Below are 20,928 nucleotides of genomic sequence, written 5' to 3'. Positions count from 1 at the left end.
TCCGCCGCCTAGGATGTGCGGCATGCCAGAAATCACCCGCGACGAGGTCGCGCACCTGGCCGACCTCGCCCGCATCGACCTCAGCGACGCCGAGCTCGATCACCTTGCCCCGCAGCTGCAGGTGATCCTCGAGTCCGTCGCCTCGATCCAGGGGCTTGCCGGCGACGACGTGCCTGCCACCTCCCACCCGCTTCCGCTGACCAACGTCTTCCGTGAGGACGTCGTCGTGCCCGGCCTGACGCCGGAGCAGGCGCTCTCCGGTGCGCCGAGCGTCGAGGAGCAGCGCTTCGCCGTGCCGAGGATCCTGGGGGACGAGCAGTGAGCGACCTGATCCTGAAGACGGCCGCGCAGCTGGCCGATGCCCTGGCCGCGGGCGAGACCACCTCGGTCGAGCTGACCCAGGCCCACCTCGACCGCATCGCCGCGGTCGACGGCGACGTCCACGCCTTCCTGCACATCGACGCCGAGGGCGCCCTGTCCCAGGCCGCCGCCTCCGACGCGCGCCGGGCCAACGGCGACGCGCTGCACGCTCTCGACGGCGTACCGATCGCGGTCAAGGACGTGCTGACCACCACCGGTCTGCCGACGACCTGCGGCTCCAAGATCCTCGAGGGCTGGGTCCCGCCCTACGACGCGACCGTGGTCAAGAAGATCAAGGCCGCGGGTCTGCCGATCCTGGGCAAGACCAACATGGACGAGTTCGCGATGGGCTCCTCGACCGAGCACTCGGCCTACGGCCCGACGAAGAACCCGTGGAAGCTCGACCGGATCCCCGGCGGCTCCGGCGGTGGCTCGGCCGCGGCCGTCGCGGCCTTCGAGGCGCCGCTGGCGCTCGGCACCGACACCGGTGGCTCGATCCGCCAGCCGGGTGCCGTCACCGGCACCGTCGGCGTGAAGCCGACCTACGGCTCGGTCTCCCGCTACGGCCTGGTCGCCCTGGCCAACTCGCTGGACCAGGTCGGTCCGGTGACCCGCACCGTCCTCGACTCGGCGCTCCTTCACGAGCTCATCGGCGGTCACGACCCGCTCGACTCCACCTCGACCACGACCCCGGTGACCGGGCTCGTCGACGCCGCCCGCGCGGGCGCGACCGGCGACCTGAAGGGCGTCAAGGTCGGCGTCATCAAGGAGCTGGCCGGCGAGGGCTGGGCGCCCGACGTGATGGCCAAGTTCAACGAGTCGGTCGACATCCTCACCAAGCTGGGTGCCGACGTCGTCGAGGTCTCCACCCCGAGCTTCCAGCACGCGATGGCGGCCTACTACCTGATCCTGCCGGCGGAGTGCTCCTCCAACCTGGCCAAGTTCGACGCGATGCGCTACGGCCTGCGGGTCACCCCCGACGGCGACCCGAGCGCCGAGGACGTGATGAAGGCCAGCCGCGACGCGGGGTTCGGCGACGAGGTCAAGCGCCGCATCATCCTCGGCACCTACGCGCTGAGCAGCGGCTACTACGACGCCTACTACGGCCAGGCGCAGAAGATCCGCACGCTGATCATCGAGGACTTCAAGGAGGCCTTCGAGCAGGTCGACGTGCTGGTCTCGCCGACGTCCCCGTCGACGGCGTTCCCGCTGGGCGCGAAGCTCGACGACCCGCTCGCGATGTACATGCAGGACCTGGCCACCATCCCGGCCAACCTGGCCGGCACGCCCGGCATCTCCGTCCCGGCCGGGGTCTCCGACGTGGACGGGCTGCCCGTCGGCGTACAGCTCTTGGCGCCGGTCCTGGAGGACGCCCGTCTCTACCGCGTCGGTGCCGCGCTCGAGGGCGCCATCGGTCCGGTGCTCTCGATCGACAAGCTGGAGGTGGCCCGATGACGGAGACTTTGGTTCCGTTCGACGAGGTGCTGGAGCGCTACGACCCGGCCTTCGGGCTCGAGGTGCACGTCGAGCTCAACACCAACACCAAGATGTTCTGCGGCTGCCCGGCGACGTTCGGCGGCGAGCCCAACTCCCAGGTCTGCCCGACCTGCCTCGGCCTGCCCGGCTCGATGCCGGTCGTGAACGCCAAGGCCGTGGAGTCGGCGATCCGGATCGGGCTCGCGCTCAACGGGTCGATCGCGGAGTGGTGCCGGTTCGCCCGGAAGAACTACTTCTACCCGGACATGCCGAAGAACTTCCAGACCTCGCAGTACGACGAGCCGATCGTCTACGACGGCTACCTCGACGTCGAGGTCGAGGGTGAGACCTTCCGGATCGAGATCGAGCGCGCCCACATGGAGGAGGACACCGGCAAGACCACCCACATCGGTGGCGCCACCGGCCGCATCCACGGCGCCGACTACTCGCTGGTCGACTACAACCGCGCCGGCATCCCGCTGATCGAGATCGTCACCCGCCCGATCCTCGGCACCGGCGCCAAGGCGCCGCTCGTGGCCAAGGCCTACGTCGCCGCGCTGCGCGAGATCCTGCTCGGTCTGGGGGTCTCCGACGTACGCATGGACCAGGGCTCGATGCGCTGCGACGTCAACCTGTCGCTGTCCCCGAAGGGCTCCGACAAGCTCGGCACCCGCACCGAGACGAAGAACGTGAACTCGCTGCGCTCGGTCGAGCGGGCCGTACGTTTCGAGATGTCGCGCCACGCCGGGATCCTCGACGCGGGGGAGGCGATCTTCCAGGAGACCCGCCACTTCCACGAGGACACCGGGACCACCTCGGCCGGGCGGCCGAAGTCGGACGCCGACGACTACCGCTACTTCCCCGAGCCGGATCTCGTCCCGGTCGCGCCGAGCCGTGAGTGGGTCGAGGAGCTGCGCGGCACGCTGCCCGAGCCGCCCGCCGAGAAGCGCGCGCGGCTGCAGGCCGAGTGGGGCTACTCCGACCTGGAGATGCGTGATGTCTGGGCCGCCGGTGCGCTGACGCTGATCGAGTCGACCGTCGCCGAGGGGGCTTCCGCCCAGGCCGCGCGCAAGTGGTGGATGGCCGAGCTCTCCCGGGCCGCCAACGACCGCGGCGTCGAGCTGGCCGAGGTCGGGGTCACCCCCGCCCAGGTCGCCGAGGTGCAGAAGCTGGTCGACGGCGGCTCGCTGACCGACAAGCTCGCCCGCCAGGTCTTCGAGGGCCTGCTGGCCGGTGAAGGCACCGTCGCCGAGATCGTCGACGCCCGCGGCCTCGCGGTCGTCTCCGACGACGGTGCGCTCGGCGCAGCCGTCGACGAGGCGATCGACGCCCAGCCCGCTGTCGCCGAGAAGATCCGAGGCGGCAACCAGGCCGCGGCCGGTGCCCTCATCGGCGCGGTCATGAAGGCGACCGGCGGCAAGGCCGACGCCAAGCGCGTGCGCGAGCTGATCCTGGAGAAGCTGGCCTGATGTAGCGACTGTGTTGGTCTCGACACGCTCGGCCGCAGCCGGCCTCCCGGCTCGACCAGCGTGCGCTGGTCGAGCCGCCGGAGCCGCTAGGCGAAGGCGTGTCGAGACCAACACATTCCTCTTCCTGCCACACTGATCCGGTGACCGAGCCCTTCCGCATCGCCCTGCTCATCGACGCCGACAACGCCCCTGCGGCCAAGATCGACGCGATCCTCAACGACCTGGCCGAGTACGGCGAGGTGACGATCCGCCGGGCCTACGGGAACTGGACCAAGCCCGAGCTGAAGGGGTGGATCGAGGAGCTGCACGACGCCGCGATCCGGCCGATGCAGCAGTTCGACCTGACCGCCCACAAGAACGCCTCCGACATGGCGCTCGCCATCGATGCCGTCGAGCTGCTGCACGCGGCGATCCCGGACGCGTTCGCGCTGGTCTCCTCCGACTCCGACTTCACCCCGCTGGTGCACTATCTGCGGGAGAAGGGTCGCGCGGTCTACGGCTACGGCCGGGAGAAGACGCCGGCGCCGTTCAAGAGCGCCTGCACCCGGTTCACCGTGGTGGAGAAGCTCGGTGGTTCCGAGGAGGAGACCGACACCGACGCCGAGGCCGGCGCCACCCCCGCCCGCAAGCCGTCCTCCTCGGCGACCACGGGGCAGGTGCTGAAGCGCAACGCCCGGTTGATCCAGCTGCTGCGCAACTCCATCGCCGCGGCCGCCGACGACGACGGCTGGGCCCTGGTCGGTACGGTCGTCTCCCGCATCCGCAACCAGTCCTCCGAGGACCCCCGCAACTACGGCTACGCCACCTGGACCAAGCTCATCAAGGCGATCGACCTCTTCGAGCTCAAGGACGAGGGCACCTCGGCGATCGCGGTCAGCGACAAGCGCATCAAGAAGTGAGCGAGCGTCAGCGAGCGAACCACGAGATCAACGCGGCGGCGTGACGTACGTCTGCTAGGAGGCGTCCGCGGCGCGGTCCTGGTCGTCTGCCTTCTTCGGCTTCGGGCGAGTGCAGTCGATCCCCTTGGGCACCGACCCGTTGAGGTGCTTCAGCGCGGCCTTGAAGTCGCGGCAGCGCTCGGCGTCCTCCTCCTTGTTGCGGGGATAGCCGATCGCCGCGTTGACCTTGCCCATCTCGAGGTCGTCGGCGAGCGGGTTGATCTCGCGGGCGACGGTCCAGTACCAGCGCGAGATCGGCGCGCTGTGGTCCAGCGACCGGGCCAGCTCGGGGCGGCGGCGCAGGTCGATCCCGAAGTAGGCGCCGGCGTCGGTGTAGTTGGCCTCGCCGGTCAGCTGGATGTAGCCGCGGCCGGCGTACTTCCGCTTGTCGCGGGGGCCCTTGGCGTCGTGGTGGAAGGAGCTCTCGTTGGCGAGCGTGGCCAGGTAGGCCGCCTGCCGGTAGGGGGTCGTGATCCGGGCGTCGTCCATGGCGCGGTTGAGCGTCGGCAGCCCGGTCTCGACGGTCTTCTTGTTCCCGACCTTGTCGCCGAACATGGCGACCAGGTCGTCGTACGTGACCGAGGTCCGATCCGGTGCCGCGAGTGCCGTCGTGGTCGGGCAGAGAGCGAGAAGGGTGGCCGAGATCGAGGTTGCGACAAGGCCGAGAATCCTGTGGCGCATGGGGACAGAGTGACTGCTCGACGGCGATCCCGCAAGCAGGGCGTGCGCGGCATAGGATTGCCCCGCATCAAAGCAGAGCCTCAATCAACACACGCCGTGGTGGGGGAAGCCGGTCGAATCCCGGCGCTGACCCGCAACCGTAGGCTCAGGACATCGAGGGTCCTGAGCGAGCCGGAGCACCTGCCGACGGACGCGTACTGACCTGACGCTGTCGTGGAAAGCAGCGGGTCGGCCCTGGGCCTTCCCGACGAACAGCGCGGAAGGAACCATGAAGAAGACCGTCCTCGGTGGCATCGCCGCCGCCCTCGCCCTCACCTCGCTCGCCGGCTGCGGCGAGAAGGCCGTCGAGGAGGGGGAGAAGCCCGCCTACGACGCGAAGGTGTCCACCTCGGTGGCCGACTGGCTCGTCGCCCAGGCCCCGAAGGGTGTGGCCCACAACGCGCAGTACGGCACCGACGACTTCGGCCTCAGCGCCGACATCGGGATCGCGCTGGCCGAGGTCGGCGGCTACGACGAGGAGATCGCCACGATCGTCGCGGCCGTGATGAAGAACAAGAAGGCCTACACCTCGCCGGGGTTCGGCACGGTCACCTCGGCCGGGGCCACGGCCAAGGCGCTCGTCCTCCAGCAGAACGTCGACGCCTCCGACCCCGGTCTGCTGAAGCAGCTCGAGGGCACCGTCGCCGAGAACGGCCGCATCGCCGACGAGCTCGACCCCAAGAACAAGGAGGCGACCGACTACTCCAACACCATCGGCCAGTCGTACGCCGTGTGGGCGCTGAGCAACGCGGAGAGCAAGGAGGCCACGGCCGCCGCGGAGTTCCTGGCCGGGCAGCAGTGCGAGGAGGGCTGGTTCCGGGTCACGTTCACGGCCGACCCCGCGGCCGCCGACCAGACCTGCGACGGCGACCCGAAGGCCGCGCCGGACGCCGACGCCACCGCCTTCGCGCTGATCGCGCTGTCCTCGGTCGCCTCTCCCGAGGCCGAGAAGGCGGTCAAGGCAGGCGTCGAGTGGCTGAAGGAGACCCAGGCCGAGGACGGGTCCTTCAAGGCCGCCACCGGCAACATCGCCAACTCCAACACCACCGGCCTGGCCGGGTGGGCGTTCGGGCGCGCCGGGGAGACCGACGCTGCCGAGAAGGCGGCCTCCTGGGTCGCCGAGCACGTCGTGACCTGCGGCGACGACGTCGGCGCGGTGGCCTACGACGACGCCGCCCTGACCGAGGGCAACACCAAGGGGCTGACCAAGGAGTCCGAGGGGATGTACCGCCTCGCGGCCGCCCAGGCGCTGCCGTCGCTGGTCTACCTGCCCAAGGACGCGACCGCGAAGAGCTCGTGCTGATCCTGCGGTCCGCTCGCGTGGCCCTGGCGATCCTCGCCGGAGCCACCGCACTCGTCGTCACCCCCGCCTCCGCGTCGGCCGCCGTCTCGCGGTCCGACGAGGCGTGTGACGGCGTCACCGTCGTCGTCGAGCCCAACGCGCTGGGCGGCGACCCCGCGGTCACCTGCGTCCGGCCCGAGGAGGGCGACACCGGCGCCGATCTCTTCGAGAAGGCAGGACATCCGCTCACCTACGTGACCGCGATGCCCAGCGTCGTCTGCCGCGTCGACGGCCGGCCGAAGACCGCCGGTTGCGCCCAGATGCCGCCCGCCGACGCCTACTGGTCGCTGTGGGTCACCGACGAATCCGGGGCCTGGAGCTATGCCTCCAGAAATGTTACCGAAATCAGCGTGACCTCCGGGCAGGGTGTTGCGTTCACGTGGATAGACGACGATGTCGTTACCGCTCCGGCGACGGAGCTTGGGGATGCTGTGGGGGCGCCCTCAAGCCCGTCGCCGGAGTTATCTCCGGACGACGCACCCTCCGAGCCCCGGCAGCTGCCCGTCTGGGTCGCTCCGGCCGGGATCCTCGCCCTCTTCTCCGTCGCCGGTGTCGTGTGGTGGCGTCGGCGATGAGCACGCTGATCCGCACAGCCGCGGTCGCGCGCCTGCCCCGGGATCTGCACCCCGTCGCGTGGTGGGTGTGGGCGATCGGCCTGGCTGCGTACGCCTCCTTCACCACCAACCCGCTGCTGCTTCTGCTGCTGGTGGGGGTGGTCTCGGTCGTGGTCGCGGCCCGCCGCGGGGAGCAACCGTGGGCGAAGGCGTTCCGGCTCTACGTCGGCCTCGCCCTGTTCATCGTGGCGACCCGGGTGCTCTTCCGGGTGCTCCTGGGCGCCGTGCCGGGTCACGTGCTCATCGACCTGCCCGAGATCCCGCTTCCCGAATGGGTGCTGGGGATCCGGCTGCTCGGGCCGCTCACCCGCGAGGCGCTGCTGGCCGGCCTCTACGACGGCATGCGGCTCGGCGTGATCGTGATCTGCGTCGGTGCGGCCAACGCGCTGGCCAACCCGAAGCGACTGCTGCGGTCGCTGCCGCCGGCGCTCTACGAGATCGGCACCGCGGTCGTGGTCGCGGTGACCGTGCTGCCCCAGCTGGCCGAGTCGGTGCAGCGGGTCCGTGCCGCGCAGCGGCTGCGGGCAGGGGCGACCGGGAGGGTCAAGCGGCTGCGCCGCTTCCTGGTCCCGGTGCTCGAGGACGCGCTGGAGCGGTCGATGGCGCTCGCGGCCGGCATGGACACGCGTGGCTACGGACGTACGGCCGGGGTCCCCGTCGCCACCAGGCGGGTCACCTCGGCGCTCATGCTGGTCTCGCTCGTCGGGCTCTGTGCCGGCGTCTACGCGGTGCTGGACGGGGCCACGCCGGGCTGGCTGGCGACCAGCATGCTGGTGCTCGGCGTCGGGGCCGCGGCCATCGGGCTGAGGTTGGCCGGTCGCCGGGTTTCCCGGACCGTCTACCGGCCGGACCGGTGGCGCTGGCCGGAGGTCGTGGTGGCGCTGAGCGGGATCGTGGTCGCGACCGCGGGCTGGTGGGTCGCCCGGTCACAGGTCCCGGTGGCCTTCCCCGGTGTGAGCGCCGCGCCCGGGGTCACCCTGACGGCGATGGCAGGCGTGCTCGTCGGGCTGCTCCCGGCCGTCGCCGCGCCGGTTCCGGCATCACTCGTCGAGGAGGAGACCGCCGCATGATCGAGCTGCGAGGGATCACGTTCACCCCGCCCGACTCCTCGGAGCACGTGCTCAAGGACGTCGACCTCACCGTCGAGGAGGGCGAGCTGCTGCTCGTCTCCGGCCCGACCGGCTCCGGGAAGTCGACCCTGCTCGGCGTCATCGCCGGCCTGGTGCCCCGTTTCTCCGGCGGCGCGCTCGAGGGTGACCTGCTGCTGGACGGGACCTCGATCATCCGTACGCCGCCGCGCGAGCGCGCCGGGATCATCGGCTACGTCGGGCAGGACCCGGTGGCCGGCTTCGTCACCGACACCGTCGAGGAGGAGCTCGCCTACGGGATGGAGCAGCTCGGCCTCCCGCCCGCGACCATGCGGCGCCGCGTCGAGGAGACCCTCGACCTGCTCGGCATCGCCGAGCTGCGGCAGCGGTCGCTGCGTACGCTCTCGGGTGGGCAGCAGCAGCGCGTCGCAATCGGCTCCGTGCTCACCACCCACCCGCGGGTCGTCGTGCTCGACGAGCCCACCTCCGCCCTCGACCCCACCGCCGCCGAGGACGTGCTCGCCACCATCACCCGGCTGGTCCACGACCTCGGCACCTCCGTCGTCCTCGCCGAGCATCGCCTCGAGCGCGTCGTACCCTTCGCCGACCGGATCGCGCTCCTCGTCGGCGACGGCTCCGTCGCGGTCGACGACCCCGCCGACATCCTCGCGGACTCGCCCGTCGTGCCGCCGCTCGTCGAGCTCGGCCGTGAGCTCGGCTGGTCGCCGCTGCCGCTCACGGTGCGGGATGCCAGGCGGCGGGCGAGGGTTGTGGGATTCCCGGTCGACCGGATATCCCTCGGCTTGACGGGCGCTGAAACACCCGACAAGTCCACGCTGCGCCAGTCGGGTTCGGGCCTGTCCAGTTCCGGCCTCACCGTCACCCGAGGACGTACGCCGGTCCTGCACGACGTCTCGATCGAGCTGCCCGCGGGGCGGGTGACGGCGCTGATGGGGCGCAACGGCTCGGGCAAGTCGACGCTGCTGTGGACGCTGCAGGGCACCCAGAAGCGCCTGACCGGGTCGGTGGACGTCGGCGGCAAGGATCCGGCGACCCTCGACCCCGACGTGCGGCGCACCCTGGTCGGGCTGCTGCCTCAGAGCGCGGCGGACCTGCTCTACCTGGAGACCGTGGCCGAGGAGTGCGACGCCGGCGGCCCGCGGACCAGGGAGATCCTGGACAGCCTCGTGCCGGGCATCCCCGACGACCAGCACCCGCGTGACCTCTCCGAGGGTCAGCGCCTCGCCCTGGCGCTGGCGCTGATCCTGAGCGCCGACCCGCCGGTCGTGCTCCTCGACGAGCCCACCCGCGGCCTCGACTACGCCGCCAAGCACGCTCTGTCCGAGATCCTCCGCGAGCTCGCCGACGCGGGCAAGGCGATCCTGGTCGCGACCCACGACGTCGAGTTCGTCGCCGAGGCCGCCGACGACGTCGTGGTGCTCGCCGACGGCGAGGTCGTCTCCTCCGGCGACGTACGCAGCGTCACCGCCGAGTCGCCCGCCTTCGCGCCCCAGGTGAGCAAGGTCTTCGGCCCGGGCTGGCTGAACGTGCGCGAGATCGTCGACGCGGTGGGGGAGCGATGATCCGGTTCTCGCCCCGCACCGCTCTCCTGCTCGTGATCATCTCCGTGGCCGGGCTGATGATGTTCGCCTGGCCGCTGCTGCTCCACGGCTACGAACGGGTACAGCCGCCGTTCATCTTCCTCGCGCTGCTGCCGCTGATGCTGGTGGTGCTGCTCAGCGAGCTCGCGGCGGGCGGGATCGACACCCGCATGATCGCGATCCTCGGCGTGCTCAGTGCGATCGAGGCCGTCCTGCGCGCCGTCTCCTCGGGCACCGGCGGGGTGGAGCTGGTCTTCTTCATGCTCATCCTCGGTGGCCGCGTCTTCGGGCCCGCCTTCGGCTTCGTGCTCGGCTGCACGAGCCTGTTCGTCGCCGCGCTCGTCACCGCCGGCGTCGGGCCGTGGCTGCCCTACCAGATGCTCGGCGCCGCCTGGGTCGCGATGGGAGCCGGGCTCCTGCCACGCGCGAGCGGCCGCACGGAGGTCGCGTTGCTGGCGGCGTACGGCATCCTCGCCTCCTACGCCTACGGGCTCCTCCTCAACCTGCAGGGGTGGCCCCTGCTGACCGGGGTCACGGTGCCCGGCGCGAGCGGCAACCTGTCCTACGAGCCCGGGGCCGCGCTCGCCGAGAACCTGGCGACGTTCCTGCGTTACACCCTGGTCACCTCGACCAGCAGCTGGGACACCGTGCGCGCCATCACCACCGCCGTCGCGATCGCCCTCCTCGGCCCCGCCGTCCTCGCCACTCTGCGCCGAGCCGCCCGCCGAGCCATGATCACCCCCGCCGAGGCGTCACTCCGGTCGGTCGAGTAGTCGCTCCCGTCGGCCGACCGGAGTGACGTCTCGGCGCTGGTCAGACGCGTTGGTGCTCGGCGACGCGAGCGAGGAAGCCGAGCAGCAGCTGGTGGACGCGGTCGGGCTGCTCCATCTGCACGAAGTGGGTGCCGTCGAGCTCGACGAAGGTGCCGTTCTTGAGATCGGCGGCGACCCGAGACATGTGGCGCGCCCCGGCGATGAGGTCCCGGGTGCCTGCGACCAGCACGACCGGCACCTTGATCCGGCGCGGCGAGACCGAGCGGCGCTGGGAGGTGCGCAGCGCGAGGTGGAAGTACCACTCGACCGGCGTGGTCAGGAACTCGGCCAGCGCGGCCGCGGCCAGCTCGGGGTCGGGGACCTTGCCGATCAGGCCGGCCTTCGAGAACATCTCGATCGCGCGGGGGCCGAGCTCGAGGCGGGTCGCCACGGGGGTGATCAGGGAGCCGGTGCGGCGCAGCACCTTCGCGGCGGTGCGCGTCATGATCGCGGCCGCCGGGGCGGGCAGCGGCAGCGGCCCGAGCATCGACTTGAAGGTGTCGCCTGGCACCCCGGCGACGCCGAAGATGCCGGATACCCGCTCGGGGTGGTCCGCGGCCAGCTCGAACGCGGTGTTGACCCCGATCGACCAGCCCATCACCACCGGTCGCGAGAGCGCGAAGGCGTCCATCACCGACAGCGCGTCCTCGGCGAAGTGCCTCGATGTCGTCTGCTCCAGGTCCTTCGGTCGCGCCGAGCCGGAGGTGCCGCGGTGCTGCCAGGACACGACGCGTACGCCGCACGAGGTGTGCAGCAGCGCCGGCCAGTTCCACGGGCTGGTGCCGAGGCCGTTGCACAGCAGCACCGTCGGCCCGTCGATCTCGCCCTCGGGATCGTTGGTCCAGGCACGGATCAGGGTGCCGTCGTCGGAGAGTACGTCACGGAACGTGACCGTCGACTCGGCCATCGCCCGGGGAACCGTCATGCGGTCATTCTCTCCGATGCCAGCAGCTGGAGATAGTGCTGGACGTCTTCACGCTCGGCTCGCCGCAGCAGGAGCGCCTCCTCGGCCGCCTTGGCGTTGTGCCGGGCGACGAGCTGAGAGGCCACCGGCCACGCGAGCAGCAGCTGGATCGGACGGAGGAACGGGCCCACCATTCGCCCCGCGGTGCGTGCGGCGAAGAGTGCGGCCATCTGGGCTACGGCGGTGGTGTGCGCGGGGGCGGTGATGGTCGACAACGGAGCAACTCCAGAGACAGGCGGGGGACCGGGCGGAGGGCGGGGGGAGTTGTCACCAAACTGTAGTGACCCGAACATTCGGAGTCAGTGACGATCCGATGTCGCTTGTGTGAAACGCCCCACTACGTCGTGCAACGAGCCACGTACGTCACGCCGGGGTCGACTCCGCCGGCACGTGATGCTCGGGCTTGCCGGTGCGCGTCGCCCCTGCTGAGGCGACCACGACACAGGCGATGGCCAGCCACTGCAGCACGGACAGCCCCTCGTGGAGGACCAGGATCGCGGCCAGGGCACCGGCCGCCGGCTCCAGCGACATCAGGATCGCGTAGAGCCCCGGCTTGATCGAACGCAGGGCAACAAGATCCAGGGAGTAGGGGATCACCGAGGACATCAGACCCACCATCAACCCGACCAGCCACACGTGCGGAGACCCCAGCCCGTCGGCGTACGCCATCGCCGCAGGCGTCAGCGCCACCGCCGCGACGGTCGATGCCAGAGCGAGCCCGTCGATGCCCTCCCAGCGCGCACCGGTCGCCTTCGACAGCACGATGTACGCAGCCCAGCAGGCGCCCGCGAGCAGCGCGAACAGCACGCCCACGATCGAGATCCGGCCGGGTTCGAGACCGAGGAGCACGACCCCGGCCGCTGCCAGTGCCACCCAGACCAGGTCGCGCGCCCGCCGCGAGGTGACCAGCGCGATCGTGAGCGGGCCGATGAACTCGATGGTGACCGCGATCCCGATCGGCAGCCGGGCGAAGGACTGGTAGATCGCCCAGTTCATCAGCCCGAGCGAGGCCCCGAAGGCGACCACGACCAGCCAGTCGCGTCGCGACAGGCCGCGGACCCGTGGGCGGGTGATCGCCAGCAGGATCAGCGCGGAGAGCGACAGCCGCAGCCAGACCATGGCCGTCGGGGTGACCTCGTCGAAGAGCGACTTCGCGAACGTCGCGCCGACCTGCACCGACGCGATCCCGATCAGGACCAGGACGACCGGGTGGGCAAGCCTCGCCCGGAGAGAGGAAGCGTGCACCACCCGGCCAGTCTAGGGCCATGTAAAGACGGCTACTGAGCCGAGTCCGTCTGCGAGATGTTGGACAGGTTGGCGGCCTTGTTGGCCTCCTCGGCGAGCCGCTCGGAGCCGCGCGGGGAGTCGTGCGGGACCATCGGGTGCTCGATGTGGTCCTGCTCGTAGATCTCCGGCGGGATCGGCGTGGGCACGGTGGCGATGATCCGCGACCCGTCCTGCCGTACGCCGCCGTGCGGCTCCTCGTCGAGGTGCTTGCCGATCCGCGGCCCCTGGTCGGCGAGCGGCACGACGACCGGCGAGCCCTTCGAGACCACGAACTCCTCCCCACGGACGCTGACCGGGATGTCGAACTCCTCGCCCGGAGTGTCCACGACGGTGAAGACGATCTGGTCGGTGGTCACCGCGACCTGCATCCGGGTCGAGTGCCACTGGACCCGGAAGATCAGCGAGCCCCACTCGACCGGCAGACGCGGGTCGAAGGAGAGCCTGCCGTCATAGTCGCGCATCCCGCCGAAGCCGAACGCGAGGCCGCCCCACACGCCGCCGGTGGAGGCGATGTGCATCCCGTCGACGGTGTTGCCGTGCATGTTGTGCAGGTCGACGTAGAGGGCGTCGTAGAAGTAGCGCAGCGCGTCGCCCTGGTAGCCGACCTCGGCCGCCATGATCGACTGCACGACCGCCGAGAGCGTCGAGTCGCCGGTGGTGATCGGGTCGTAGTACTCGAAGTCGGCCCGCTTCTCCTCGGGGGTGAACCGGTTGCCCTGCTGGAAGAGGGCGAGCACCACGTCGGTCTGCTTGAGCACCTGGAACCGGTAGATGACCAGCGGGTGGTAGTGCAGCAGCAGGGGACGTACCTCGTCGGGGGTGTTGGGAAGGTCCCACACCTCGCGGTCGAGGAAGTTGTCGTCCTGCGGGTGGATCCCGAGCCCCTCGTCGTAGGGGATGTGCATCGCGGCAGCGCAGCGTCCCCACTCCTCGACCTCGTCGGGGGAGACGTCGAGCCGGCCCATGACCTGCGCGTACTCGCGCGGGTAGTCCGCCCGGAGCATCTCGATGGTCTCGACGGCCTTCTCCAGGTTGTAGCGGGCCATCACGTTGGTGAACAGGTTGTTGTTGACCACCGTGGTGTACTCGTCCGGCCCGGTCACGCCGTGGATGTGGAAGGACGGCTCGCCGTTGTGGCGCCAGAAGCCGAGGTCGGCCCACATCCGCGCGGTCTCGACCAGGATGTCGACGCCCTCGCGGATCAGGTAGCCGGTGTCACCGGTCGCGTAGACGTACTTCATCAGCGCGAAGGCGATGTCGGCGTCGATGTGCACCTGCGCGGTGCCGGCCGCGTAGTAGGCCGAGGCCTCCTGGCCGTTGATGGTGCGCCACGCGAACAGCGCGCCCTTCGCGGCCATCTCCAGCGCCCGCTGCCGGGCCGCGGGAAGCATCACCGAGCGGGCGTGCATCACGTTGCGGGCGACCTCGGGCTGGGTGTAGCAGAGGAACGGGACGACGTAGCACTCCGTGTCCCAGAAGTAGTGCCCCTCGTAGCCGGAGCCGGTGACGCCCTTCGCGGGCACGCCGAGCCCGTCGGTGCGGGCGGTCGCCTGGGCCAGCGAGAACAGGTTGAACCGGATCGCCTGCTGGGCCGCGGCGATGTCCTCGGTGTCGCCCTCGACGGCGGCGGAGATCTCGACGTCCGCGGCCGACCAGAACTCGTCGTACCAGGTGCGCTGGTCGCGCTCGAAGTGGCCGACACCCAGCCGGATCGCCCGGTCGAGCGTACGTCCGCAGCGGTCCGCCAGCTCGCGCACCGGCACCCCGCGGGAGGTGTGGTACGCCACGGTCTTCTGCATCCGCAGCGTGCTGCCCTCGGTGGCGTCGACCCGGAAGACCGTCTTGGCCAGGTCGTCCTCGGCACGGACGACGGTCTCGACCGGGTCCGGGGTGTCGATCTGGTGGGCCGCGCTGACCGCGATCGTCATCCCGGAGTTGGCGCACCGGTAGCCGAGGGTCATCTGCTCCTCGTCGGCGACCGACATCTGCGGGAGCAGGACGCGGGTGTCGAAGGCGGAGGCCTTGCGGGGGTCCATGCCCTCGCCGAGCGCCGCCGCCGGCACGTGGTACTCGTCCTTGCCGTCCTGCCGGTTGAGCAGCTGGGAGGAGATCACGATCGGCGCCGAGCCGCTCAGCATCGTGATCTCGAGGGTCTGGATCGAGAGGTGGCGCTGCGTCATCGACACCATCCGGGTCGACCTGATCGCGACCCGCTTGCCCGAGGGCGTACGCCACACCAGGTGCCGCCGCAGCACACCCTCGCGGAAGTCGAGCACCCGCTCGTACTCCTCCAGGTCGGAGGTGCCGAAGGTCAGCGGCTCGTCGTCGACGTAGATCTTCATGATCTTCGCGTCGGGGGCGTTGACGATCGTCTGGCCGGTCTTGGCGAAGCCGTAGGCGTTCTCGGCGTGGCGGATCGGCCAGGTCTCGTGGAACCCGTTGATGAAGGTGCCGTGGGCGAAGGTCGGCCGCCCCTCCTCGGGGGTGCCGCGCATGCCGAGATAGCCGTTGGCGACGCTGAAGAGCGTCTCGGTCAGACCGAGGTCGTCGGGGGAGTAGCTGGTCTCCACCAGCCGCCACGGGTCGATGGGGTAACGGGCCCGGTCCATGGGGTTCGGGCCGACGTTGGTCTTCACTGCTGTGCTCCTTGAGCAGGGCTGTGTTGGTCAGGGACAAGTTCGTCGAGGTCGGACACGACAAGGCCGGCGCCTGCGGCCGTGAGGGTGTCGTGGCCTGCGCCACGGTCCACCCCGACGACGAGCGCGAAATCTCCTGCCTTGCCGGCGCGCACCCCGGAGACGGCGTCCTCGAGGACGACGGCTTCGCTCGGGGTGGCTCCGAGGACCTTACCGGCGTAGACAAACGTGTCCGGTGCAGGCTTGCCGGGCAAGCCCTGCTCATCTGCGACGGCTCCCGACACGACCGTCTCGAACCGGTCCAGCAGCCCCGCCGCCTTCAGCACGGTCGGCGCGTTGACCGAAGACGACACCACGCCGAGCCGGACGTCGAGCGTGGCGAGATAGTCCAGGAACCGCACCGACCCCGGGTAGGCCTCGACGCCGTCGCGCTCGAGCACCAGGTTGAAGGCGTTGTTCTTCCGGTTGCCGAGGCCGCAGACGGTCTCCAGCTCCGGCGCGTCGTCCGGGGTGCCCTCGGGAAGCTTGATGTCACGGGAGGCGAGGAAGTCACGCACGCCGTCGTAGCGCGGCTTGCCGTCGACGTACGCGAAGTAGTCCTGGTCCGTGTAGGCCGGCGCTCCGGGGCTCTTCTCCTGCAGGTAGGCGTTGAACATCTCCTCCCAGGCACGCATGTGCACGACCGCGGTCGGCGTGATCACGCCGTCGAGGTCGAAGAGGATCGCGGTGAACGTCTCCCAGGCAACAGGTCTGGTCATGCCTTCAGGCTAGGGGCTGGCCCGCCCATGCCGAAGAATCCGGACGGCCCCGTACCGCTGACTCGGGATGTTTTCCCTCGGTGTTCTTTCGCCGAAATCTCCTGGCCACAGACGGCGACCGGGTGGATGCTGGAAACATGGGTACGCAGCTGCTTGTCGGGACCCGTAAGGGTCTGTGGATAGGGCGCTCTGACGACGCCCGGCAGGACTGGGACTTCACCGGTCCGCACCATGACATGGAGGAGATCTACTCCGCCATGATCGAGCCCGGTACCGGGCGGATCCTTGCCGGTTGCTCCTCGCTGTGGCTGGGTGCGCTGGTGCGCACCTCCGCCGACGGCGGCGAGACCTGGACCGAGACCTCGATGTCGTTCCCCGAGGACGTCGACGCCAGCCTGGCCCGGGTCTGGCAGCTCCAGCCCGGGCTGCCGGAGGGCACGATCTGGGCCGGTGTCGAGCCCGGCGCGATCTTCCGCTCGCGTGACGGTGGCGCATCCTTCGAGCTCGTCCGCGGTCTGTGGGACCACCCGCACCGCACCGAGTGGAACGAGGGCTTCGGCGGACAGGCCTTCCACACGATCCTGCCGCACCCCACCGACCCCGACTCGGTGACCGCGGCCATCTCGACCGGCGGCGTCTACCAGACCCGCGACGGCGGGGAGACCTGGGAGGCGCGCAACAACGGCATCATCGCGGTCTTCCTGCCCGAGGGGCAGCAGTATCCCGAGTTCGGCCAGTGCGTCCACAAGGTCGCCCGCCACGCCTCCCGCCCCGAGCGGCTCTACCTGCAGAACCACGGCGGCGTCTACCGCTCCGACGACGAGGGCCTGTCGTGGAAGTCCATCGCCGACGGCCTGCCCACCGACTTCGGCTTCGCGATGGTCGTCCACCCGCAGGAGCCCGACACGATCTACACCTTCCCGATCGGGGCCGGCGAGTCCCGTTACCCACCGGAGGCCAAGCCGATCGTGTGGCGCTCCCGCGACGCCGGCGACCACTGGGAGGCGCTCGACAAGGGCCTGCCCGACCACTTCTACGTCGGTGTCATGCGCGACGCGATGTGTGCCGACGACCACGACGTCGCCGGGGTCTACTTCGGCGCCCGCAACGGCTCCGTCTGGGCCTCCGCCGACGCCGGCGAGACCTGGCGCGAGATCCTCCGCGACATCCCCGACGTGATGGTGGTCCGAGCCGCGAAGGTGTGACCGCTATCGTCGCGGCATGGCTGATGCGCTCGAGGTGGCGGCCGAGGTCCTCGGGGTGGACCGGGTCGAGCAGGTGGCGGAGCTCGGCGGAAGCCGTCGCAGCGTCGTACGCCGGATCCGGGCCGGCACCGGGACAGCCATCGTCAAGGAGTACCTCGAACCGGAGGAGAAGACCTGGTCGCGGGAGGCCGCGGGCCTGAAGGCGGCGGACGGTGTCCGTGCGCCGCGGCTGCTCGGGGTCCGCGAGGACCCGGCCGTCGTCGTGATGTCGGACCTCGGTCCGGGACCCGATGTCGCCGATGCGCTGCTCGGCACCGATGCCGTTCTCGGCCGCGATCGGATCCTGGCCTGGGCGCGGGCGGTCGGCGAGCTGCAGGCGCACACGGCCGACCGGTTGGACGTCTTTCGAGAGGCGCTGGCGAGCGGCGTACGCACCGACCTCACCGTCAGCCAGATGGACGACCTCGGATCCGCTCTGGCGACGCTCTGCGCGACGAACGGACTTCCATGGGACGACGACGTGCCCGACGCGATCCAGGACGCACTCACGCCGCTGCGTACGGGGCCGGATCTGGCGTTGACACCCAGCGACACCTGCCCCGACAACAATCTGCTCGGCCCGGACGGACTCATGCTGCTCGACTTCGAGCACGCGGAGATCCGACACCGTGCCTGGGAGGCCGCCTATCTGCGCGTGCCGTGGCCGTCGTGCTGGTGTGCGTGGCAGGTGCCGGACGGTGTCTCGAGCCTCGCTCTTCAGGCCTATCTCGACGCGGCGTACGGCACCGTCGGGCCGCCGTCGACCTTCGAGGCCGACCTGGAGGCGGCCACCGTGCTGTGGTGCCTTCTCTCGGTGAGCTGGTTCCTTCCGGCATCCCTCGACACGGACGCCGCTCACAACGCCGACGACGACCGGATGCCCGGACGGCGTACCTTGACCCTCGCCCGCCTCGGACTCGCCGCCGGCCTGTCCGGTCCTCAACCCCTGGTGACCTGGGCGGAGGCGCTGCATCGCGAGCTCGTCGGTCGTTGGGGCGACCACCCGCTGCGCTTGGCGCCGGCGTTCCGCTGACGCTCGCCGACCGGTCCGGATCGACCGGCACGCGTCCACCGCGTGGCGCTGTGTGCGAAGACATACGCCCGCGGGTCTAGCCTTTGTGGTATGCCCACTCTTCGCTCCGCAACCTCGACCTCGGGCCGCAACATGGCGGGTGCCCGCGCGCTGTGGCGCGCGACCGGCATGACTGATGACGACTTCGGCAAGCCGATCATCGCGATCGCCAACTCGTTCACCGAGTTCGTACCAGGCCATGTCCACCTCCGTGACCTCGGCAAGATCGTCGCCGAGAAGATCAAGGAGGCCGGCGGAGTAGCCAAGGAGTTCAACACGATCGCCGTCGACGACGGGATCGCGATGGGCCACGCCGGGATGCTCTACTCGCTGCCGAGCCGCGAGCTGATCGCGGACGCGGTCGAATACATGGTCGAGGCGCACCGCGCCGACGCGATCGTGTGCATCTCCAACTGCGACAAGATCACCCCCGGCATGCTGCTGGCGAGCCTGCGCCTCAACATCCCGGTCGTCTTTGTCTCCGGTGGTCCGATGGAGGCCGGCAAGACGACCGCCATCGAGGGGATCGTCCACGACAAGCTCGACCTGGTCGACGCGATGGTGCTCTCGGTCAACGAGGCGGTCAGCGACGAGCTGCTCGACACGGTCGAGCGCTCCGCCTGTCCGACCTGTGGCTCCTGCAGCGGCATGTTCACCGCCAACTCGATGAACTGCCTCACCGAGGCCATCGGACTGAGCCTGCCCGGCAACGGGTCGACCCTGGCCACCCACGCCAAGCGCCGTGCGCTGTTCGAGGAGGCGGGCCGCACCATCGTCGAGCTGTGCCGCCGCTACTACGAGGAGGGCGACGAGTCCGTCCTGCCGCGGAACATCGCCAACCGCAGCGCGTTCGAGAACGCGGTCGCGCTCGACGTCGCCATGGGCGGCTCGACCAACACCGTGCTCCACCTGCTCGCTGCGGCCCGCGAGGCCGAGCTCGACTTCAACGTGCACGACATCGACGCGATCTCGCGCCGGGTGCCGTGCCTGAGCAAGGTCGCCCCCAACAGCCCGAAGTACCACATGGAGGACGTCCACCGGGCCGGCGGCATCCCCGCCCTGCTCGGCGAGCTGCTCCGCGGTGGTGCCCTCAACACCGACGTCCACACCATCCACTCCGCGAGCGTCGAGGAGTGGCTGGGCACCTGGGACATCCGCGCCGAGAACCCCAGCCAGGAGGCGCTCGACCTCTTCCTCGCGGCGCCGGGCGGGGTGCGTACGACCGAGGCGTTCTCCACCGACAACCTCTGGGCCAGCCTCGACACCGACGCCGCCGAGGGCTGCATCCGCGACTTCGAGCACGCCTACTCCGAGGACGGCGGGCTGGCGATCCTGTCGGGCAACATCGCGCCCGACGGCTGCGTCGTCAAGACCGCCGGTGTGCCGGAGGATTGCCTGACCTTCACCGGCACCGCGATCGTCTTCGAGTCCCAGGACGCCGCGGTCGACGGCATCCTCAGCAAGAAGGTCGAGGCCGGCCACGTCGTGGTGATCCGCTACGAGGGTCCGAAGGGTGGGCCGGGCATGCAGGAGATGCTCTACCCGACCTCGTTCCTCAAGGGCCGCGGCCTGGGCCAGAAGTGCGCGCTGATCACCGACGGCCGCTTCTCCGGCGGCACCTCGGGGCTCTCCATCGGCCACGTCTCCCCGGAGGCGGCCGGTGGCGGCCTGATCGCGCTCATCGAGGACGGCGACCAGATCTCCATCGACATCCCCAACCGCTCGATCTCCCTCGACGTCGACGACATCGTCCTCGACGAGCGTCGCGTGGCCCAGGAGAAGCGCGAGAAGCCCTACACCCCGCTCAATCGCGACCGGAAGGTCTCCGCGGCTCTGCGGGCGTACGCCTCGATGGCCACCTCGGCCTCCGACGGCGCCTACCGCAACGTGCCGGAGTAACCAGAACGACCCGGAGGTCCGCCCGCTGGATATTGCGGGCGGATCCGGCGTACGTGCTGGCAGCATCGGCCGCATGGGAAAGGTTCATGCGCGCGTCGAGGGTCGTCTGCGGGAGTTCGTCGATCGTCAGGTCGTCTTCTTCGTGGCCACCGCGCCGCTCTCCGGTGAGGGTCACGTCAACCTGTCGCCCCGCGGCATGCCGGGCACCTTCGGGATGCTCGACGAGCTCACCTTCGCGTGGGTCGACGGCACCGGGAGCGGCAGCGAGACGATCGCGCACCTGCGGGAGAACGGCCGGATCACGGTCATGTTCTGCGCCTTCGACGGGGCGCCGAACATCGTCCGCTTCCACGGTCGCGGCCGGGTCGTGACCCGCTACGACGAGGAGTACGCCGACCTGGCCGGCCGCTTCACCGACCTCCCCGGCGCCCGCGCGGTCGTCGTCGTGGACATCGAGCGGGTCTCCGACTCCTGCGGCTTCGCGGTCCCGCTGATGTCGTACGTCGGTGAGCGCGACCTGCTCCCGGCCTACTTCGACCGCAAGGGCGTCGAGGGCTCGGCCGACTACCGGCGCCGGAAGAACCTCGCCAGTCTCGACGGTCTGCCGGCCTTCGACTTCGACCCGGTATCCGAATAGCCGTCGCCGCG

The 20,928-nt window shown here is 70.3% G+C and carries 19 protein-coding genes and 1 riboswitch; of the genes, 13 read left to right on the top strand and 6 right to left on the bottom strand.

Translation table 11 applies throughout. The features are described from left to right. Positions 1-22: 22 nt before the first annotated feature. The 4 genes from gatC (at position 23) to HD557_RS18305 (ending at position 4,204) form a co-directional block, all read left to right on the top strand. Positions 23-322 carry an Asp-tRNA(Asn)/Glu-tRNA(Gln) amidotransferase subunit GatC gene (gatC, locus tag HD557_RS18320; protein WP_008358461.1) on the top strand — a complete coding sequence of 100 codons (300 nt, stop codon included), beginning with the start codon at positions 23-25 and terminating at the stop codon, positions 320-322. Continuing rightward, complete coding sequence (gene gatA / locus HD557_RS18315) at positions 319-1,815, top strand: Asp-tRNA(Asn)/Glu-tRNA(Gln) amidotransferase subunit GatA (protein WP_196874904.1); 1,497 nt, start codon at positions 319-321, stop codon at positions 1,813-1,815. The genes gatC and gatA overlap by 4 nt, the downstream gene beginning before the upstream one ends. Next, positions 1,812-3,305: an Asp-tRNA(Asn)/Glu-tRNA(Gln) amidotransferase subunit GatB gene (gatB, locus tag HD557_RS18310; protein ID WP_008358459.1), complete on the top strand. Its 1,494-nt coding sequence runs from the start codon at positions 1,812-1,814 to the stop codon at positions 3,303-3,305. Before gatA ends, gatB begins: the two co-directional genes overlap by 4 nt. Before the next feature lie 140 nt (positions 3,306-3,445). Continuing rightward, a complete protein-coding gene (locus HD557_RS18305) occupies positions 3,446-4,204 on the top strand; it encodes an NYN domain-containing protein (RefSeq protein ID WP_196874903.1) in 759 nt (252 codons plus the stop codon). Between the two features lie 54 nt (positions 4,205-4,258). On the opposite strand, the gene HD557_RS18300 is transcribed toward HD557_RS18305, so the two are convergent. Further along, positions 4,259-4,924: a glycoside hydrolase family 19 protein gene (locus HD557_RS18300; protein ID WP_196874902.1), complete on the bottom strand. Its 666-nt coding sequence runs from the start codon at positions 4,922-4,924 to the stop codon at positions 4,259-4,261. 80 nt (positions 4,925-5,004) lie between these two features. Beyond that, a riboswitch (cobalamin riboswitch) is annotated at positions 5,005-5,126 on the top strand. A 66-nt stretch (positions 5,127-5,192) separates the two neighbouring features. Here HD557_RS18300 and HD557_RS18295 point away from each other — a divergent pair. The 5 genes from HD557_RS18295 to HD557_RS18275 are packed head-to-tail and all read left to right on the top strand — an operon-like array spanning position 5,193 to position 10,381. After that, on the top strand, positions 5,193-6,266 hold the full coding sequence (locus tag HD557_RS18295) for a prenyltransferase/squalene oxidase repeat-containing protein (protein WP_196874901.1): 1,074 nt from the start codon (positions 5,193-5,195) through the stop codon (positions 6,264-6,266). Further along, a complete protein-coding gene (locus tag HD557_RS18290) occupies positions 6,260-6,880 on the top strand; it encodes a hypothetical protein (RefSeq protein ID WP_196874900.1) in 621 nt (206 codons plus the stop codon). The genes HD557_RS18295 and HD557_RS18290 overlap by 7 nt, the downstream gene beginning before the upstream one ends. Then, a complete protein-coding gene (locus tag HD557_RS18285) occupies positions 6,877-7,989 on the top strand; it encodes an energy-coupling factor transporter transmembrane component T (RefSeq protein ID WP_231380356.1) in 1,113 nt (370 codons plus the stop codon). The genes HD557_RS18290 and HD557_RS18285 overlap by 4 nt, the downstream gene beginning before the upstream one ends. Beyond that, the gene (locus HD557_RS18280; protein ID WP_196874898.1) at positions 7,986-9,590 is read left to right on the top strand and encodes an ABC transporter ATP-binding protein; all 1,605 of its coding nucleotides are present in this window, start codon (positions 7,986-7,988) and stop codon (positions 9,588-9,590) included. Before HD557_RS18285 ends, HD557_RS18280 begins: the two co-directional genes overlap by 4 nt. Continuing rightward, on the top strand, positions 9,587-10,381 hold the full coding sequence (locus HD557_RS18275) for an ECF transporter S component (protein WP_196874897.1): 795 nt from the start codon (positions 9,587-9,589) through the stop codon (positions 10,379-10,381). Before HD557_RS18280 ends, HD557_RS18275 begins: the two co-directional genes overlap by 4 nt. 40 nt (positions 10,382-10,421) lie before the next feature. Here the strand turns inward: HD557_RS18275 and HD557_RS18270 are convergent, their stop codons facing one another. The 5 genes from HD557_RS18270 to HD557_RS18250 form a co-directional block, all read right to left on the bottom strand. Then, a complete protein-coding gene (locus tag HD557_RS18270; protein WP_196874896.1) occupies positions 10,422-11,345 on the bottom strand; it encodes an alpha/beta fold hydrolase in 924 nt (307 codons plus the stop codon). Further along, the gene (locus tag HD557_RS18265; RefSeq protein WP_008358445.1) at positions 11,342-11,599 is read right to left on the bottom strand and encodes a hypothetical protein; all 258 of its coding nucleotides are present in this window, start codon (positions 11,597-11,599) and stop codon (positions 11,342-11,344) included. The genes HD557_RS18270 and HD557_RS18265 overlap by 4 nt, the downstream gene beginning before the upstream one ends. 148 nt (positions 11,600-11,747) lie before the next feature. Beyond that, entirely contained in the window at positions 11,748-12,629 is an 882-nt protein-coding gene (locus HD557_RS18260; protein ID WP_307785657.1) for an EamA family transporter, read from the bottom strand. 32 nt (positions 12,630-12,661) lie between these two features. Continuing rightward, the gene (locus HD557_RS18255; RefSeq protein ID WP_231381349.1) at positions 12,662-15,280 is read right to left on the bottom strand and encodes a glycoside hydrolase family 65 protein; all 2,619 of its coding nucleotides are present in this window, start codon (positions 15,278-15,280) and stop codon (positions 12,662-12,664) included. A gap of 23 nt (positions 15,281-15,303) precedes the next feature. Next, a complete protein-coding gene (locus tag HD557_RS18250) occupies positions 15,304-16,065 on the bottom strand; it encodes an HAD family hydrolase (protein ID WP_196874894.1) in 762 nt (253 codons plus the stop codon). Positions 16,066-16,202: 137 nt separating this feature from the next. On the opposite strand from HD557_RS18250, the gene HD557_RS18245 reads away from it, so the two are divergent. The 4 genes from HD557_RS18245 to HD557_RS18230 all read left to right on the top strand — a co-directional run bounded on the left by HD557_RS18245 (position 16,203) and on the right by HD557_RS18230 (position 20,917). After that, positions 16,203-17,270: a WD40/YVTN/BNR-like repeat-containing protein gene (locus HD557_RS18245; protein ID WP_008358439.1), complete on the top strand. Its 1,068-nt coding sequence runs from the start codon at positions 16,203-16,205 to the stop codon at positions 17,268-17,270. A 16-nt stretch (positions 17,271-17,286) separates the two neighbouring features. Next, entirely contained in the window at positions 17,287-18,342 is a 1,056-nt protein-coding gene (locus tag HD557_RS18240) for a hypothetical protein (RefSeq protein WP_196874893.1), read from the top strand. Positions 18,343-18,432: 90 nt separating this feature from the next. Next, positions 18,433-20,280 (top strand): dihydroxy-acid dehydratase, encoded by a 1,848-nt coding sequence (ilvD, locus tag HD557_RS18235; protein ID WP_196874892.1) that lies wholly within the window; start codon positions 18,433-18,435, stop codon positions 20,278-20,280. A 73-nt stretch (positions 20,281-20,353) separates the two neighbouring features. After that, the gene (locus HD557_RS18230; protein ID WP_196874891.1) at positions 20,354-20,917 is read left to right on the top strand and encodes a pyridoxamine 5'-phosphate oxidase family protein; all 564 of its coding nucleotides are present in this window, start codon (positions 20,354-20,356) and stop codon (positions 20,915-20,917) included. Positions 20,918-20,928: the final 11 nt, after the last annotated feature.

This window comes from Nocardioides luteus, assembly GCF_015752315.1.
Taxonomy (GTDB): Bacteria; Actinomycetota; Actinomycetes; order Propionibacteriales; family Nocardioidaceae; genus Nocardioides.
The sequence above is the reverse complement of the archived record's forward strand: the minus strand, read 5'-3'. Positions and strand labels throughout refer to the sequence as shown.